Here is an 18,549-nt window from a genome sequence, read left to right as displayed (position 1 = left end):
TTTAACGTCATACTTTCTAATTTAAGTTCGTCTTATTTATGTTTTATCTTTTATTCTTAAAACAATAAAAAGGTTAGAAGAAAAGGTTATTCAATAATAATCTTTTTAGTAACACTTCCTAAATCTGAATTGATTTTTACAAAATACAAACCACTAGAAAGCTTATTTACATTTACTGCAGAATTTGGGTTTTGTACTTCTTTCACCAATTGTCCTGCTGTATTGTAAATAGCTATATTGATGTTCTTTTTATTAATATCTTCGGAAACCGACCAGTTAAAAACAGCATTGGTAATTACGGTTGGAAATACCGAAAATTTAGATAAAACCGAATTGTCATCCACAGATAATGGTACACCTTGCTCATACTCTTCTTGTGTATAGGCAATTGGTGATTGATGATCTCTGTACATAATACCAGAACTACTTAAAGTTACAGGATTACGAACACTCATTAAAGAGTAAATAGGTTTATCTGGCTGCCAAGTAAATACAGAATAACGTTCTACAAAGCTTGCATCATCTAACATATTAATGTACGACTTTAACCCATCTCCTGCTGCTTCGTTAGAAGCCGGTTGAGCAGTCCAAGTAGCCCCATAATTAAACTCTTTAATCCAAATAGGACGTTGCCATTTATCATGAATTGCTTTTAACCAATTGTAAAAACTTGTTGGAGATGTCTTCTTATAATAGTGTACCACAATATAATCTACACGATATCCTTTTTCTAAAGCCTTGGTCATAAATTCATCTCGCCAAACACCTCCTTTTGCATTGTCTTTATTTGCAGGAGAACCTAAACGCAAACCAGAAGCTAACATTGCTTCGTACTTTTCGATAGCTTTATCTACCGTCATATTTGCTTGGTCAGCACCATCAGGTTCATTAAAAGCCATATAATGCGCAATATCCATTCTGTTACCTAAACTAATTGCATTTGCAACAGAACCTCCACTCCATTGATTCGGTACAAATTTAGCATCTCCTATATCAGAACCAGAAGTACTCCAGTTATAATGCCATGAATTATCAAATTCTTGAATAACATCTGCTCCTTTACCAGCCATTCCTTTCTTATGGATATCAAACCAAGGAGAAACACGTATAAATGAGGCTTTACTTTTTAAATCGTCCGTTAGGTTAATTTTTAAATCATTCTCTGCTGCTACATATACTTTACTAGCTCCTGTACCATTTACATTCTCTGCAAACGTTACCATATACCCTTTATCTAAAGTAAATGAAACTGCCCAATCATCATAATCTCCTAAAGTTCCGTTGTAATACCCACAATACATTTCGTGCGCTTCACCAACAAAATTATAGGCATTGTAAATTTTAAGTACAGGATCATTTATTCTTGTAGTTTCAAAAAGGTCTTGCGCTGCCTGAAGCTCTAAAAGTGATGCATCTATTGCACTTGAAGCTGCATCACAATTAGCAAGTACTGTATTTGCGTTTGTGATTGCTAATTGAAAATCATTAACTGCAGATTGTGGATATTGATTGTATGTATCACCTACAATTGCAGAATTAATTGCCTTTTGAGATGCTTCAATAGCATTAGACAATGCTATTCTAGCTTCATTAGCTTCTACAACAGTTAAATTATCTAGCAAAACTGTTCCAGAATTACTGTACATATACAGTAGTTTTGTATCAACTTTAGCAAAATTAGTAGTTGGCTCTAAAAATGGAATATCCTCTAATGTTAACACTCCATCATTATAAAAATCTACTGTCTGGTTCTCAAAATCAACATACATCGATAGAGAATAATTCTTATTCTTAGCAAACTTAGCGGCTCCTATAACTCCAGCAATATAAGTACCCGGTATTGCACTTACCATTTCAGTTGCATATTTTATATCTGTTGTTGCCTTACCCAAGGCAATACTAGCAATATACTTTCCGTCAGAAGAGACTAAATCTAGCTGAAAATTCATAGTAGTACGACTTCCTTGAACATCAAAAGAACAAGAACTATTATTTGAAACTGCTGTAAAAGTTCGATATGCTGAAGGGGTGTCATTTTTTAGATTAAACTTTAACTGGCCATCCACAACGGTAACTTTTCCAGAAGTGTTGTATTCTGTCCAATCCCCTGATATAGCTCCCGGAGTATCAAATGTATCCTCTACTACTTTACCGCAAGTATTCCCTTGCGAAAAAGTATTCATGGTAAAAAATAGCACAATTATGAAAAGTAATTTAATTTTCATTTTTTTTAGTTTTAGGTTAATTGTTTGTCGTTTATAATCTTGATTAAATTTGATATCATTTTCTCCTTTTATCACATAGTACTTACAAGTAAGTTCTCCAATGCATAAACATTCCAAAACGATCATTTGTAAACCAAACAAGGCGCTTCGTTTTCACCTTTTCTATTTCGTCCCATATTTTATTTTGCTGTGTATTCGGACTTTAATAGGCTATACCTAATATGGATAGAATTAAACTGTTTATTGATGATAAACAGTTTAATAATGGTTGTTTCTTAACTATTGGATTACAAATTTTAACGTTTTAGGACGTTGTTGCTGTACTGTTTTTAAAATGTAAACTCCTTTTTTTAGATTCTTAGTACCAATTTTAATAGTGTTTGCATCTCGGTTTGGATACAGAGTTTTCTGGATAACTATTTGACCTAAATAATTGATGATTTGAGTTTCTAATTTATCTGCAGTAAATTTTGAATTTAATTGTAACGTAAGTGTATCTCCTTTTTTTACAGGGTTTGGATACACCATTATTTGATCATCAATATTAACCTCTGAAACACTTAAACTTTGTTTATTAAGTACGCCATTTATAAAGTTGACCATTTCAATTAAAACATCTTCATACGCAGGTTTTCCTGGATTAAAAAAGGCATGTACTTCTCCTGGGTATATTACTGCTTCTGCTTCTCCTCCCGCAGCATTTATAGCATCAGCAAAACGAGTACTTTGTGTATGTGATTTTGTGGTATCTGCATCACCATGCATCATAATAGTTGCTGGTGGTGGAGTTGCCAGATTAAAAATTGGAGAATTTGCAGTTTCACTAGGTACATTCTGCTTATACCAATTTCCGACACCAAAATCTCCTGCATCATTTACAAAATCATAAATTCCGTTGAAACCTATAAAACCAATTACTCCAGCATATTTTTGTGATGCTAAGGCTGCTAATGGAGTACCCGCAGAACCTCCACTAAAAAATACTTTGGTCATATCAAAATTGTAGGTATCTGCATTGTCTACAGCCCACTGATAAGCAGCAGCAAGATCTTCCATTGCTAACGAAAACGTTCCGCTAGAACCAGAACATCTATACCCAACTCCTAAAGTTGCTATTCCTAAATTTTCTGCTAAATACTCTCCATGAGGAGAATAAGATCCTGCAGATGCAGCTGCAGTTCCTCCAGACCAACCACCACCATGTATCCAAAAATGTACTGGCACTTTGTGTTCTCTATTGGTTGGTAAATTCATTTTTAAGCCTAAAGTATGTCCTACTTGAGGAAAATCTACCGTAGCAATTGATGTGAATTCGATGTTTTCTGAAGCTCCAAAATTTTCATCTGTTTCTACAATAAAATTGTATTTAGTTGCTTTAGACATATCCACAGAAACTTCATCTGTAGATTTTAAACCTTCATCTATTTCTACAGTTACCAATGCCTTATATGGCCAATTTGAACTTGGTGTAAACGTAAGTGTGTTAGCTGGTGATAAAACCCAATTACCATCTGCTGCTGTTTCGCTTTTATTGATGTAAATTTTTGGAAAAATAGATGTTGGTTCTATCGGTTGATCACATGTTACTGTAATACTAGATGTAACTGGTAAGTTTGTACGTACAGCAGGTAATACTTCTGTCACAGAAAATTCGCCTTTTACTAATTCTGGATATTCTGTAGTTAATCTTGTAAATTCATTTTGAAAATCAGTTGTACTAAGTGTTTCATCATACAAAGAGACTTCTACAACCTCTGTATGGTCGTATGTTTTTGGTCCATCAATATCATTAAAAAGATTTAATTGAAAATTTGAACTGTTTTGTAAGATTTTAACACTTAATGTGCCTTCTTTAACCTCTGGAGAACTACTATCAAAATATGTATAATTCCCTGATACATCCATAGAAAAACCAATAAAGAAATAATCATCACTAGGAATAGACCCTAATGTTACAATTTTTAATCCAGGAGTACCATATTGTAAATTGATAGTACCGTCTATTAACTTTACAATCCTTACTCCAGATATTTTATTCCAAGCACCATCAATCTCATAATTTCCTATTAAAGAAGATGCTCTGTTTACAGGGTTTGCTTTACCTACATAAGAAAAACTAAATGTATTGTCTGATACCGCTGTATTTGTACCTTCTAACTCTAGGAATGATCCGTCTTTATTAAAGCCAACAGTTACTTTTCCTGGATATGTTTCTTGTAATTGCTCACCTCCAAGAGCACTAATGCTTTGAGTTGCATCACCGAATCCTTCTACTTGGTTTTCCCAACGAATAACTGATCCTAAATTATCTTCTATAATACCTGTATCATTTCTTAACGCCAATACCAAACCGTTTACTCTTGCAGCAGTAAATGCTTCTTGAGCAGCTTGAAGGTTGGTAACAGCATCATCTATAATATTAGCTGCTGAATCACAATTATCAAGTACGCTATTTGCATTGTCAATTGCTTGTTGAAAAGCATCTACAGCTGCTTGTGGATATTGATCATAATTAGTACCAATAGAAGCAGTATTGATTAATGTGCTTGCAGCAACGGTATTATTTGTTAAAAGCAACCGATTTGCATCGCCACTTATCAATGAAAAATTATCAAAATAAAATTGACCATTATTGGCATACATATAAATTAATTGGATATCAATTTTAGCAATATCCTCTGCTGCTTCTAGAAAAGGAATATCAGCCGCCATTAATTCTCCATTACCATAAAAAGCAACTTTTTTTGTAGCAAAATCAACTTGAGCAGAAACAGTATACACCGTATTCGTCTTTAAACTTACCTTAGGTTCGCCATCAGTAAAATCAGTTGGAACACCTCCAGAAGATATTGAAGTTGCATATTTTATGGATGCTGTTTTTACACCTACTGCAATACTAGACAAATACTTGCCTGTAGATGACACCAAGTGTATTTGACAATTTACAGAACTTCGTGATGCAGAAACATCAAAAGAAAAATTAGAATTGCTTGTAACAGGACTAAACGTATGGTACACCGATGGTTTTGTTGTATTGTGATTAAACTTAAGTTTACCAGCTGCAACAGTTACTCTACCAGATGTATTATACTCTGTCCACCCTTCTGGTAAAGCTCCATCGGTATCAAATGTATTGTTTACTATCGTGCCACAAGGTGTGTCTTGTGCATAATTATGAATAGCAAAAAATAATGCTATTAGAAATAACAGTTTCGTTTTCATTAGTTCTGATTTTATATGTGTTCTTATTTCCTTTTTTGCCTTTTTAATGCAACTACTCTTCTTGTTAAGGGAAACTCTAAATGTATTGTTCTAGCTATTTTGTAACAGCTAGAACATTTTATCTATTTTTTTAATTTTTCAAAAACCTTAATCAGTTCTTTTAATTTCGCTGGATTTTCTTTTGCCAAATTAGTTTGTTGACCAACATCTTTTTTAATATTGTAAAGTTTATATTCTAAAGAAACGCCTGTTTCTGTACCTACTTTTTTATTCATAGCCCCACCTTTGTAAGGCGGAATCATAATCCACTCTCCGCTTCTTAATGCTGTATTAGATTTTGCTTCTAAAATTAAATGATCACGACCTGTTGCAGATTCGCCTAAAAAAGAAAGTAATAAATCTTTACTATCTGTTGTATTCTCTTCAATACCAACTAAGTTTCCTAAAGAAGCCATCAAATCTATTTGACACACAATAGCATCTGAAACACCTGGCTTTATATGGTTTTTCCAATAAGTAATAAAAGGCACACGAGTTCCAGCTTCAAACAGACTATACTTTCCTCCTCTTAATCCTCCTTTGGGGTCATGATTTCCTAATTTCTCTACAGCATCATCATAATAACCATCATTTAAAACAGGGCCATTATCACTAGAAAAAACAATTAATGTGTTTTCTAAAACCCCTTCTTCTTCTAACGTTTTTATAAACTCACCAATACACCAATCTGCTTCTAAAATAACATCTCCTCTTGGTCCCATACCAGATTTACCTGCAAATCTAGGATGTGGCGTTCTTGGTACATGAGGTTGCTGCATAGCATAGTAAAGAAAAAATGGATTTTCTTTATGTGTTTTGATATAATTTTGTGCTTTTCCTAAAAAATGATCTGCCATATCAATATCGCTCCATTTTGCAGCTTCACCACCTTTCATATATCCAATTCTTGGTATACCATTTACAATACTATTGTTATGCCCATGATGCCATTTCATTGTAGTCATCTCTGGATTTGATTTTGCGGTAGGCTCTCCTTTAAAATTCTTTTTATAATTAACTTCTATAGGATCGTTTTTATCTAGATTTACAACATTTCCATTTTCTATATATACGGTAGGCACTCTATCTTGTGTTGCTGCCAAAATATAAGACTCATCAAAACCAACTTCATTTGGACTTGGTTTTATGGTTTCATTCCAATTTACATTACCAGATCCCAAACCTAAATGCCATTTACCAATAATAGCCGTTTGATAACCAACTTTAGAAAGCATTTTTGGTAATGTTTGTTGTTTTGTGCTAATTAATAGAGGTGCATCTCCTGGTAAAATTTTAGCATCTTTATTTCTCCAAGGATAAACTCCCGTTAACAATGCATACCTACTAGGTGTACATGTTGCAGAAGTAGCATATCCATTTGTAAACTTTATACCTCCTTTTGCCAACGCATCTATATTTGGGGTTTTTAATTCTGTGGCACCGTAAGAACTTAAATCTCCATACCCTAAATCATCAAGATATATAATAACAATATTTGGTTTTTTGTTTTCTACAGCATTCTTTTTTAAAGAATTTTGGTTTTTACTTTTACAACTGACATTAAAAAACAACATGAATACAATTGCTAAAAGTGATACTGAATATTTTAATTTTATCATTTCCTTTTAATTGAAGATTATTTTACTTTTTATACATTATTACCCACAGAAACATTACAATTTTCTGCTTGACACAAACTTAAGTTGATTTTTTGTTACAAACTTCTCAATAAAGGGTATAGAATGTTACGATACACACTCTATTTTACTTAAAAAAATAAAAAAACTACATATATTACCATTTTTAGAAAATAATTGCTCTTTTGCAACATATGTGGGTAAATTTTGAAATGCAACAAACTTATGTAATGGGTATTTTTGTCTCTTTATAATAGAAACTACCTAAAAAGATAACAAACAATGAGCCTCAAAAATCTCACATCACTTTTTTTCCTCTGCTTCCTTACTTTGGGATATGCGAATAAAAACAACCCTAATAAAAATATCGTAGAAAGGCTTTCTTTTGATACTGATTGGAAATTTATACAACAAGATATTACCGGAGCAGAGCAAATTAATTTTAACGATGCTTCTTGGAGAACTTTAAACTTACCTCATGATTGGAGTATTGAGGGTGAGTACGATGAAAGCAACCCAATGGGTGCACAATGCGGATATTTACCTGCTGGTTTTGGATGGTATCGAAAAACCATTACTGTACCAAAAGATTGGAAAGGAAAGCAAGTAGAAATTGCTTTTGATGGTGTATTTATGAATAGTACTGTTTGGGCTAACGGTAAAAAACTAGGAACCAGACCTTACGGATGGGTTTCTTTTGCTTATGATATTACAGAAGCTGTTGCAACATCAAAAACCATTACGTTTGCAGTGCGTGTTGATAATGACAAGCAACCCTCTGCACGTTGGTATACAGGTAGCGGAATTTACGCACATACTTGGATTGACATCAAAAACAATACACAAATTGACAGAGATGGTATCTTTGTTAGAACCGAAGGTGGTAAAGTTTTGGTAGAAACAGCATTATCTAACAAAGACGATAGTTGTGAAAAGGTTAAAGTGATTACTTCTATTGTTGATAAAAATGGAAAGGTAGTTGCTACAACCAAAGACAAAGTTAAACTAGACAAGAAAGCACTTCTTAAAACCGATTTAGAAATTCAGAATCCAAACCTTTGGTCTACAGAATCGCCATATCTATATACTTTAAAAACAGAATTATTAATTGGTAAAAACACAGTAGATGTTGTAGAAACTAAATTTGGTGTACGAGATATTGTTTGGAAAACTGAAACAGGAATGTGGATTAACGGTAAAAACGTTAAACTACAAGGTGTTTGTAATCACCAAGATGCCGGAGCTTTAGGTGCCGCAGTGCCTTATAAAATTTTAAAATTTAGAATTCAGCAGTTAAAAAATATGGGCGTAAATGCTATTAGAACAGCGCACAACCCACAAACACCAGAATTTTATGACATCTGTGATGAATTAGGAATGCTAGTGATGGATGAAATTTTTGATGGATGGATGAAAAAAGCCAAAAACGATTATGGAGCGCATCATTTTGACAAATGGTGGAAAAAAGATTTAACCGATTGGATTAAAAGAGATAGAAACCACCCATCTATTGTTATTTATAGTGTTGGTAACGAAACTCGTGGAGCAATTGCTAAAGATTTGGTAGCAGAATGCAATCTTTTAGATCCTACTCGCCCTGTAACTTCTGGACATTCTGGTTCGGACGAAATGAATGTTTTAGGTGTAAATGGAGGAAGTGAAAAGAAAGGTTTCTTAGAGAACTTAGAAAAAAATCAGAAAGGAAAAGTTTTTATCGGTACAGAAAACACGCATACATGGCAAGTAAGAGGATATTATAGAACAAAAACGTGGTTTAGAGATGGTTTTCCTAACAAAAACCAAAGACCTTATGCCATTGCAGATTTAACAAAAGAAGAAGTGTTTACGCATGATTGGGTAGACCAAGCAGATAGAAAAAACAGAAAACAAATTTTTAACTCTAGTTACGACAATGCTACTGTAAGAGTATCGTCTCGTTTAAATATTGCTCAGTTAAGAGATATACCTGCGTATGCAGGTTCTTTCCGTTGGACGGGTCACGATTATATTGGAGAAGCAGGATACGTACACGGTGGTTGGCCATTTAGAGCTTTTATGGGAGGCGCCATTGATTTAGCCAATTTTGAAAAAGATTTGTATTACTTATACCAAAGTCAGTGGACTACCAAACCAATGGTACACATATTACCACATTGGACACATCCAAAAATTGCGTTAGGTACAGAAATTCCGGTTTGGGTATATTCTAATTGCGATGAAGTAGAGTTGTTTTTTGACGGAAAATCATTAGGAAAACAACAACCAGGTACTGAATGGGAAAAAATGCAAACGCAATGGTTGGTAAAATGGAAACCAGGAACTTTAAAAGCAGTTGGATATAAAAACGGAAAAGTAGTTTCTGAAGAAATTATAAAAACAGCAAATCAACCTTCTAAAATTGCACTTTCTGTAGATGGTGAAACATTAGATACTATTAAAGATGATATTGTTCAGGTTCGTGTAACTACAACAGATAACAACGGAGCTTTTTATCCATACGGAGAAAACAGAACCTTTTTTAATGTCTTTGGATCAGGTAGCATTAAAGCTTTAGACAACGGAAGTCCTGTTGATGTAGAGCAGCATGTAGGACCTAATCACAGAAAAGCATTTTACGGGTTAACACGTGCTTACATCACAAGCACAAATTCTTCAGGAAACATCAACTTATTAGCAAGTAGTATTTTAGGAGAAAAGAAACTAATTACTTCAAACAAAGTTAGTATAGATTCTAAAATCATCAATTTAAGAGGTGATAAAATCAACCCAAAAATAGCTATTTACTACACTACAGACGGAACAACACCTACAGAAAAATCTACCTTGTATAATAGTAGTTTTAACATTCAATTAGAAACTACGGTAAAAGCATTGGTAGTAGTTGATGGTAAACCAACGCAAATTTTAGAAGAAAAATTTGGAAAATCCGAAGGCTTTACTTGGAATGAAACAGCAAAGGATGATGGAAAAATAGGAGAACAAGCAGAAGAAGCTACATTAAACAAAGCAAGTATTTCATCAAAAGGAAAAGATTTTAAAGGAAAAGGCTTTGTTATTATGGCTAAAAAAGGCGCTTCTATTTCTTGGTATCAAGAAAATGATGGAGGTGCGGGTAATGCAGATTTACACATTAGATATAGCTCTAAAACAGACAACGCACCAGGTAATTTTATAAAAGTTACCGTAAACGGAAAAGTGGTAAAAAACAAACTTCTTTTACCAAATACAGGTGCTATTGATAGATCTTGGAAAAGCGTAAAAGTTTCTATTAAAATAGATCGTGGAGCTAATACTATCAAATTAGAAGCTCTAAATAACCATATAATTTCTATCGATGAGATTACAATTAACTAAATAATTATTAACCTCTAAAAATATCCCCCTAAAAAACACAAAAAACACAACTCACTTTAATACAACTAATTAAGGTAATCTGTTAACATTTCTGTAACATTTGACCCCCTTAATTGAGAAAAAAAGAACATATAAAGAGGTTAATTTTGTACACATGATATTTTATGCAAACATTATACTCAAAATGAATAAACTAAAAACTAATTAAATTATGAAATTAAAGATAATTACACTTTTACTGTGCTGTTTTAGTCTGGTTTCAATTTGGTCGCAATCCAAAATTTCAGGAACAGTGACAGATGAAACACAAATGCCACTCCCTGGTGTTAGTATTATGATTAAGGGCACAACCATTGGAGTTGTTACTGATTTTGATGGAAATTATAAAATTGCAGCAAAAAAAGGAGATGTACTTAGATTTTTATATTTAGGGTACAAGGAAGAAGATGTTGTTGTAGACTCTCAAAAAACCATAAATATAGTAATGAAAGAAAATGCAGCTCAATTAGACGAAATTGTGGTTGTAGGTTATGGCTCTCAAAAGAAAGAAAGTGTCTTAGGAGCAATTAGCCAAGTAAAAGGTACAGAAATAGTACAATCTGGTGCTGCAAACATTACCAACGCTTTAAGTGGTCTTTCTGCCGGTCTTAACATTGTACAAAGCTCAGGACAACCTGGTGAAGATGATGGTGAAATCTATATTCGTGGTAACGCAAATCCATTAATATTAGTAGATGGAGTTGAAGTAGTTGGGGGATTCTCTAATATAGACCCAAGAGATGTAGAAAGTATAAGTACACTAAAAGATGGTGCTGCAACTGCTGTTTATGGTATTAGAGGTGCTAATGGTGTTATTATTATTACCACTAAAAGAGGTAAAATAGGAAAACCTGTTGTAAGTATTACTAGTGAAGTTGCTGTAAAATTATATCCAGACTCTTATGATTCTTTAGATGCTTTTACTGCACAAAGCGCTCGTAATGTTGGTATTTATAATGATGCTGCTTTTGACAGTGGTTTTACTTCTCAATCAGATTTAAATCACTACAGAGATGGTGATTTACCATACATATTTCCAAACACAGATTGGGTAGATTATACTACAAAAGATTTTGTAACTAGTTTTAATCAATCCATTTCTGTAAGAGGTGGTACAGAATCTGTAAAATACTACGCTTCTGCAGGGTATTTACAAGAAGGAGATATTACAAGATCAGAGAAATTTTTTAATTTCGACCCTGAATATAAATTTGAAAGATATTCTTTTAGAGGTAACTTAGATTTTACTTTATCTAAAACTACTAGATTAAAAACTAGTGTAAGTAGCCGTATAGAAGACCAAAATAAAACAAAAGGTAACAACAGCTTCTTAGGATTATTTACAATTGCTCCTGGTAGTGGTGTACCTTACTATCCTGCAGAGGTTATGGAACAATACCCAGACCCAAATTATCCGGGATTAGCAGAGGTAAGATTTCCGATAAGTACTACAATAGGAACCAACACAGTTGGATCTACAAATAACTTAAAAACTATTTTCTCTATTGATTTTCAGTTAGAACAAGACTTAGATTTTATTACTGAAGGTTTAACATTTACAGGAAAATATAATTATATAAGTAATTACCAAACTTCTAGTAGTATTTCATTTGACTCTAGTTTAGAAACAAGATTCGATAAATATGATTTATTACCTGACGGAACTTGGGATTCTTTTGAGGGACCTGATTATGAACGTCCTTTTGACTATAATTTAGGAAACGAAAGTATTAGTAGTACTCAAGAAATTTCTTATAAAAAAGCACAATTAGATTATAAGCGTTCTTTTGGTAAGCATAGTGTAACTGGTTTAGCTGCTTTTAGCCGTAACAAAAGAATTAACAATACAACATTCCCTTATTTTGAAGAGGTTTGGGTTGGTATTGCTCGTTACAACTACGATTCTAAATATTTTATAGAATTTAACGGCTCTTATAATGGAGATGAAACGTTTTATACGGGGCAAAAATTTAAATTTTTCCCTTCGTATTCTGTAGGTATTAATCTTGCTAAAGAAAAATGGGTAAAAGAAACCATACCAGCTCTTAATAATTTTAAACTTAGATACTCTAATGGTAAAACAGGTAGTAAAGCAGGTTTAAAAATTGCTAATACAAATCCTACAGAATATCAACGTTGGCAATATTTAAGTTTTTACGACACCGCAAACCCAAGAGAAACTTATAGATATTACTTTGGTGAAGGTGATACTAGTCGTTTATCAGTAGTTAAAGAAACGCAACTAGGTAACGAATTGTTAACATGGTCTACAGTTACAACACAAAATTTAGGTCTTGAATTTGGATTATTCCAAAACAAAATATCAGGAGAAATCGAAGTCTTTAAACAAGAAAGAACAGACCTTATTAGCAGACCATCTGCAACAGTACCAGCATATCTCGGTTCTAGTGTAGCATTACCTTTTGCTAACTTAGGTGCTTCTGAAAGCCATGGTTTTGAAGCATCATTAACTTATAAAAATAAAACACAAGGTGGATTTAAATATTCTGCAACTGCTATTTATTCGTTTTATGAAAACCGTGTTTTAGTAAGTGCTGCAGATGGTCCAGGAACCCCAGAATATACTAAAATAGCTGGTAAACCATCTGGTGCCTCATCATTATTACAAACAGATGGATATTTTCAAAATATAGATGAATTAGTAAATTATCCTATTTACGCAGGAAACCCTGGTTTAGGAGATTATAGATATATCGATTATAACGCAAATGGTACAGTAGTAGGTACAAACTTAGAAGATCAAATAAGATTCGATTTACCTAAAGCACCGCAACATAGTTATAGTATAAAATTAAACGGATCTTACAAAAACTGGTCTCTTAGCGCCTTAATTAACGGTATTGAAGGACATAAAGGTCTTGAGAATGCTAGTTTAGCATATGCATTGCCTAGTGGAAATGCAGCAGGTCGTCTAGAACATTTAGATTATTGGACTCCTACAAATACAGATGCTAGATACCCTGCATTACATGCAAATTCTGTAGACCCTAATTTAGTTGCAGGTACAACTGCTAGAATTATTAGTTTAGACTATATTAAATTACGAAGTGTAAACCTTGGTTATAACTTTAATATGGACAACAATGAAAGCATAAAATCTTTTAAACTATACCTTAGTGGTACCAATCTTCTTACTTTTTCTGACATGAAATATGCAGATCCAGAAGGAAACTCTCCTGGTTCTTACCCATTATTAAAAAGAATTAACCTAGGTCTAAATATTAGCTTTTAAAAATAAAAAATATGAAAACAACAAAATATACATTTATTTTAATCTTAGCGACTCTTTTATTTAGCTGCGAGGATTATTTAGAAAAAGAACAAGATTTCGAAGGGTTAGACCAAAACGATGTTTTTAGTGATATTCGTTTGGCTAGAAATTTTTTGAATGGAGCTTACACAAACTTAATAACAGAAGTAAGTGCTAAATCTAATAACCCAGATATTCTTCCGGCAATGACAATGTCTGGAGAAGCATATCCTGCAAGACATAACAACAATGTACCTCAAAGATATTTTTCTTATGCAACATCAGATTATTTAAGTTTAATGAATCTTAATGGTGCAGTTGGTCAAGGTCAAACACCTAACTTTGTTTCTAGATATTATGAATCTTGGAAAGGAATTAATACTGTAAATAGCTTTTTAGCAAATAGCGCCAAAATAGCAAATTCTGATGAAGAAACCATTAATGGCTTAAAAGGAGAAGCTTATTTTTTAAGAGCTTATTTTTATCATTTATTAACTAAGCGTCATGGTGGGCTTATTTATTTAAAAGAAAACTTAAACCTTAATAACCCTTTTGATCAAGAAAGAGAAACGTATGAAAGTAATTTAGCAAATATGCTAGAAGACTTAGAAACAGCCATAAACTTACTTCCAATTCATAGAACATCAGAAGATTTAGGAAGACCTACACGAGGTGCTGCTATGGCATTAAAATCTAGAGTAACCTTATTTGCTGCAAGTCCGTTAATTAACACAACAAATGATCAGCAACCTTGGATAGATGCCGCTACTGCTGCTGCTGACTTAATTAATTTTGCTAACAATAATGGTTTATACACTCTTGCAAGTGCTCCTAATGCAAATAGCATAGATGTTAGTCATAATGGTACAGATCTTTTTAACCCAGAACCAGAAGAATTACAACCTTACAGAAGTCTGTTTGTAGGACCCGGAAAATCTAAAACACTTCCTCAAGAGGTAATATTTATGGAAGTAAATGACTTTACAGCTGGTGGTGGTGGTACTTTAGTTCCGTTACCTAGAACTTATTTAACAGTTGGTTTTGATATTGTAAAAGGTAATAATAGCCCGATGGGTATTGGAGCCTTAGCTAATTTTGCTGAAAAATTTGAAACTAAAAATGGTTTACCTATAAAAGACGATCCTTCTTACAATGAGCAAGAACCATTTATAAACAGAGATCCTAGATTTTACAATGCTATTTTATTTGATGGTGTGCCTTGGACGGTTACAACATCTGCACCAACAAACAAAACAGGTGTTACAGATTTAGCAATTATAAATGAAGAAGGTAAACTAGGTTTTGATTTTCGTGACCCAAACACTCCTACTAATAGAGAATGGCAAGTTAAAAACAAAACTGGTTTAAAAATTAGAAAGTGGCTTCCTAATGGATACTTTTTAACACAAGGTTGGAAAGGTTCTTTAGATTTTTATGTAAATAATAGTGTTTTTAGAATGGCAGAAATCTATTTAAACTATGCAGAAGCTGCCAATGAGGCTTATGGTCCGGGTGGTACCGCGCCAGGTGCAAGTTTAACAGCACTAGATGCCGTAAATAAAATTAGAAACAGAGTAGGAATGCCAAATGTAAATGCAGCATATTCTGGCTCTAAAGACGGTTTAAGAGATCGTATTAGAAATGAACGTGCTATAGAACTTTGTTTTGAAGGTTTTAGATACGATGATATGAGAAGATGGAAAACAGCTCACTTAGAAGAAAACTTAAAAGTTGAATTCTTAGAAATGCGTTGGCAAGGTGGAGCATCATCAATTTATCCTACCGGATTTAGTTTCGAAAATGTAGAACAAACTGATTTGAAAAAAACATTTACAGACAGAAACTACTGGTGGCCAATTCCTAGTTCAGAAATTGAGGCAGTACCTACATTTAGACAAACAGATGGTTGGTAATACGTACTTATTTAAATACAATACTTTAAAAAATTAAAATAAAACAAATGAAAATAACCATAAAAGAACTAAAATGTTTTGTTTTCTGCGTACTTAATGTTCTTGCTATAAATATTGGGGTAGCTCAAACTACAACGTTAAATAATTTAGCAACACAAGATTCGCTTCAAACAAAAAACAATGATGAAATGTTAAAAACACCATTTGGCGTTTTTAACATAAGCCAAACAACGGGTACTATATTTAGAGTTTCTGGTGATGAATTAAGAAAATCTGGTGGAGATAATTTAATAAACTCTTTAAAAGGAAGAGTACCTGGTTTAAGAATTGCTAGAACAAATAATACTCCTGGATCAGGTGGCTATTCTTACACATTAAATGGTGGAACACCCAATGTATTAATTGATGGACAACCAAGAGGATTGCAAGTAGACTTAAGGGATGTAGAAGAAGTTATTGTACTTAGTGATGCTACTTTTAATGCTTTATTAGGTAACTTAGGTGATAATGGTCTTATTTATGTTATTACTAAAGGTAATAAAATTTCTAAACCGGTCATAGAAGTAAACTATCAAACATCATATAATACACCTACAAATTTACCTAGTTTATTATCTGCCTCAGAGTATGCAACAGTAATAAACAAGGCTTCTAATAATGATGGTTTAGGTGATGTTTATAGCCCAGAAGCAATAGAAGCTTATAAAAACGGAACAGATCCTATTAACTTTCCAAACATAGACGCTCAGGATACATTTTTATCAAACTTAGCGGTTTCTAACTACATGTCTTTAAACTTATATGGAGCATCAGACAAAGTAAAATACAGTGCTTTTCTTGGATATTCAGATTATGAAGGTTTAGAAAAAGTTGGCTCTAAAATAGACGGTAGAGATATTACTTTTAGAACTAAAATTAGCACTAAAATTAATGATTTAATTAAAGCACATGCTAGTGTGTATGGTAAATTTGGCGAAATGGACAGACCTGTTTTAGGACCAGATGATACCTTTAGATGGATTACAAACACACCAGCAAATGCATTTCCTCTTATGGTTGGAGACTCTGCATATGTTGTTAATAACCAATTTCAAACTAATTTATTATCTGAGCTAGAAGCTGGTGGAACAAGAACCGATTATACAGCAAATATGATTTTTGATATCGGTTTCGATTTTGATCTAGACAAATTTGTACCAGGTCTTGCTTATGACACGTACATTATGATGAAAACCTATAATGCACACTCATTAATTACAAACAACACTCCTGGTTTGTATACATTAGAAAACTTACAAGATGTGAACGGCATAGATTCATTAGCTTTAAAAGTGAATAAAAATGAAGTCTTAGATCTTTCAGTTGGTAGATCTAACGCTGGTATTCAAAGAAACTTTGCTTATGGTAGTAATCTTAGTTATATTAAGGAAATGAACAGAGGAATTTTAAACTTAAATTTCAATCACCTTTTGTTCTACCAACCTAATATTACTGCAGCCCAAACAGACCAGCGTAACATAACATTAAATTTAAATGGATCTTATGCTTTAGATAACAAATACATCTTTTTTGCAAATGCAAACTCTAGCAGTAGTTCTCGATTTTTAGATGATCATAAAACTAAATTATACCCTACTGTAGGTGCTGCTTGGGTAGCATCAAACGAAAATTTCTTAAAAGACAGTAAAGTTATCGATCACCTAAAATTTAGAACTTCTTACGGAAAAGTGGGTACAGAATATGGTTTTACTACCCTTTTATATTTAGATACTTGGAGTGGTGGTAGAAACAATGGTACTACTTTCTTAGGTACTACAGGTAACCCTTCTCAAGATGAATTAGGATACCGTTTAAATACTACAGGTAACGAGGCAATAGACTGGGTAGAGTATAATCAATTCTTTGCAGGTGTAGAATTACAAATGTTTAAAAAATTAAGATTAGACTTTAATTACTTTAATATTTTAATTCAAAATCAAGTAATAAAAGCAAGTCAACTTTATGCTAGTGCCTTAGGTAACGATGTGTATTTACCTCAATTAAACTTTAAAGAAAGTAGAAATACAGGTTTTAACACAAACATTGCATTTAATGATAGTCACAATGATTTTAAATATCACATTAGTGCAAATGCAGGATACAATAAAATTATTGGAGAAAAAATAGCAGAAGTACAATATCCAGATGCATACAGATTGCAACAAGGACAACCACAAGATAATATTGTAGGTTATGTAACTGATGGTCTTTTTACAGCAGAAAACATTGGTAGCGCTTTACCACAATTTGGTGATGTACAAATTGGCGATGTAAAATATGTTGATTTAAACGGAGATAATGTAATAGACTCTAGAGATACAAAAACAATTGGTAACAGTAACCCTAGAATTAATTATGGTATTAATGTAGGTTTTGAATATAAAGGATTAAACTTAGATATTTTAGGTGTTGGTGTTACAGGTTATGATATTAACCTTAACTCTTATGCATATTACCAACACGATGGTTTAGGTTCTTATTACGGAAGTGTAAATAGCAATTTACCTAACGGAAATGCAAACCCAAGGTTAACTACAATAACAAGTATTAATAATAACAAAAACTCAGACTATTGGTTAGTAGATGGTAGTTATTTTAAAATAGCAAACGTAGAACTAGGTTTTTCTTTACCAGACAGCATAATTTCTGATAGCCCTTTTGCTGATGTAAAACTCTTTTTAAGAGGAAGTAATTTAGCTGTATTTAGTAAAATGAAAGATTTAGATCCAGAAAACATGAATGGAGGTTTTTCTGAATATGCTATGACGAAAACTTTCACTTTCGGGGCTTCTATTAATTTTTAATAAGTA

The 18,549-nt window shown here is 32.9% G+C and carries 7 protein-coding genes; 4 read left to right on the top strand and 3 right to left on the bottom strand.

Going from position 1 to position 18,549, the window contains the following annotated elements:
* Window positions 1-86: 86 nt before the first annotated feature.
* The 3 genes from WHD07_RS16050 to WHD07_RS16040 all read right to left on the bottom strand — a co-directional run bounded on the left by WHD07_RS16050 (window position 87) and on the right by WHD07_RS16040 (window position 7,105).
* Window positions 87-2,225, bottom strand: coding sequence for a glycosyl hydrolase (locus WHD07_RS16050; RefSeq protein WP_343329202.1), 2,139 nt, complete (start codon window positions 2,223-2,225; stop codon window positions 87-89).
* A 279-nt stretch (window positions 2,226-2,504) separates the two neighbouring features.
* A complete protein-coding gene (locus WHD07_RS16045; protein ID WP_343329201.1) occupies window positions 2,505-5,447 on the bottom strand; it encodes an alpha/beta hydrolase fold domain-containing protein in 2,943 nt (980 codons plus the stop codon).
* A 122-nt stretch (window positions 5,448-5,569) separates the two neighbouring features.
* Entirely contained in the window at window positions 5,570-7,105 is a 1,536-nt protein-coding gene (locus WHD07_RS16040) for an arylsulfatase (RefSeq protein WP_343329200.1), read from the bottom strand.
* Between the two features lie 348 nt (window positions 7,106-7,453).
* Here WHD07_RS16040 and WHD07_RS16035 point away from each other — a divergent pair, with 348 nt between their 5' ends.
* The 4 genes from WHD07_RS16035 to WHD07_RS16020 all read left to right on the top strand — a co-directional run bounded on the left by WHD07_RS16035 (window position 7,454) and on the right by WHD07_RS16020 (window position 18,543).
* Window positions 7,454-10,477, top strand: a complete 3,024-nt coding sequence (locus WHD07_RS16035; protein ID WP_343329199.1) for a glycoside hydrolase family 2 TIM barrel-domain containing protein — start codon at window positions 7,454-7,456, stop codon at window positions 10,475-10,477.
* 211 nt (window positions 10,478-10,688) lie between these two features.
* Entirely contained in the window at window positions 10,689-13,769 is a 3,081-nt protein-coding gene (locus WHD07_RS16030) for a SusC/RagA family TonB-linked outer membrane protein (RefSeq protein ID WP_343329198.1), read from the top strand.
* Between the two features lie 11 nt (window positions 13,770-13,780).
* Window positions 13,781-15,700 carry a RagB/SusD family nutrient uptake outer membrane protein gene (locus WHD07_RS16025; RefSeq protein ID WP_343329197.1) on the top strand — a complete coding sequence of 640 codons (1,920 nt, stop codon included), beginning with the start codon at window positions 13,781-13,783 and terminating at the stop codon, window positions 15,698-15,700.
* Between the two features lie 47 nt (window positions 15,701-15,747).
* The gene (locus WHD07_RS16020; protein WP_343329196.1) at window positions 15,748-18,543 is read left to right on the top strand and encodes a SusC/RagA family TonB-linked outer membrane protein; all 2,796 of its coding nucleotides are present in this window, start codon (window positions 15,748-15,750) and stop codon (window positions 18,541-18,543) included.
* Window positions 18,544-18,549 lie beyond the last annotated feature (6 nt).

Source organism: Polaribacter staleyi (assembly GCF_038024045.1).
GTDB classification, from domain to species: domain Bacteria; phylum Bacteroidota; class Bacteroidia; order Flavobacteriales; family Flavobacteriaceae; genus Polaribacter; species Polaribacter butkevichii.
The sequence above is the reverse complement of the archived record's forward strand: the minus strand, read 5'-3'. Positions and strand labels throughout refer to the sequence as shown.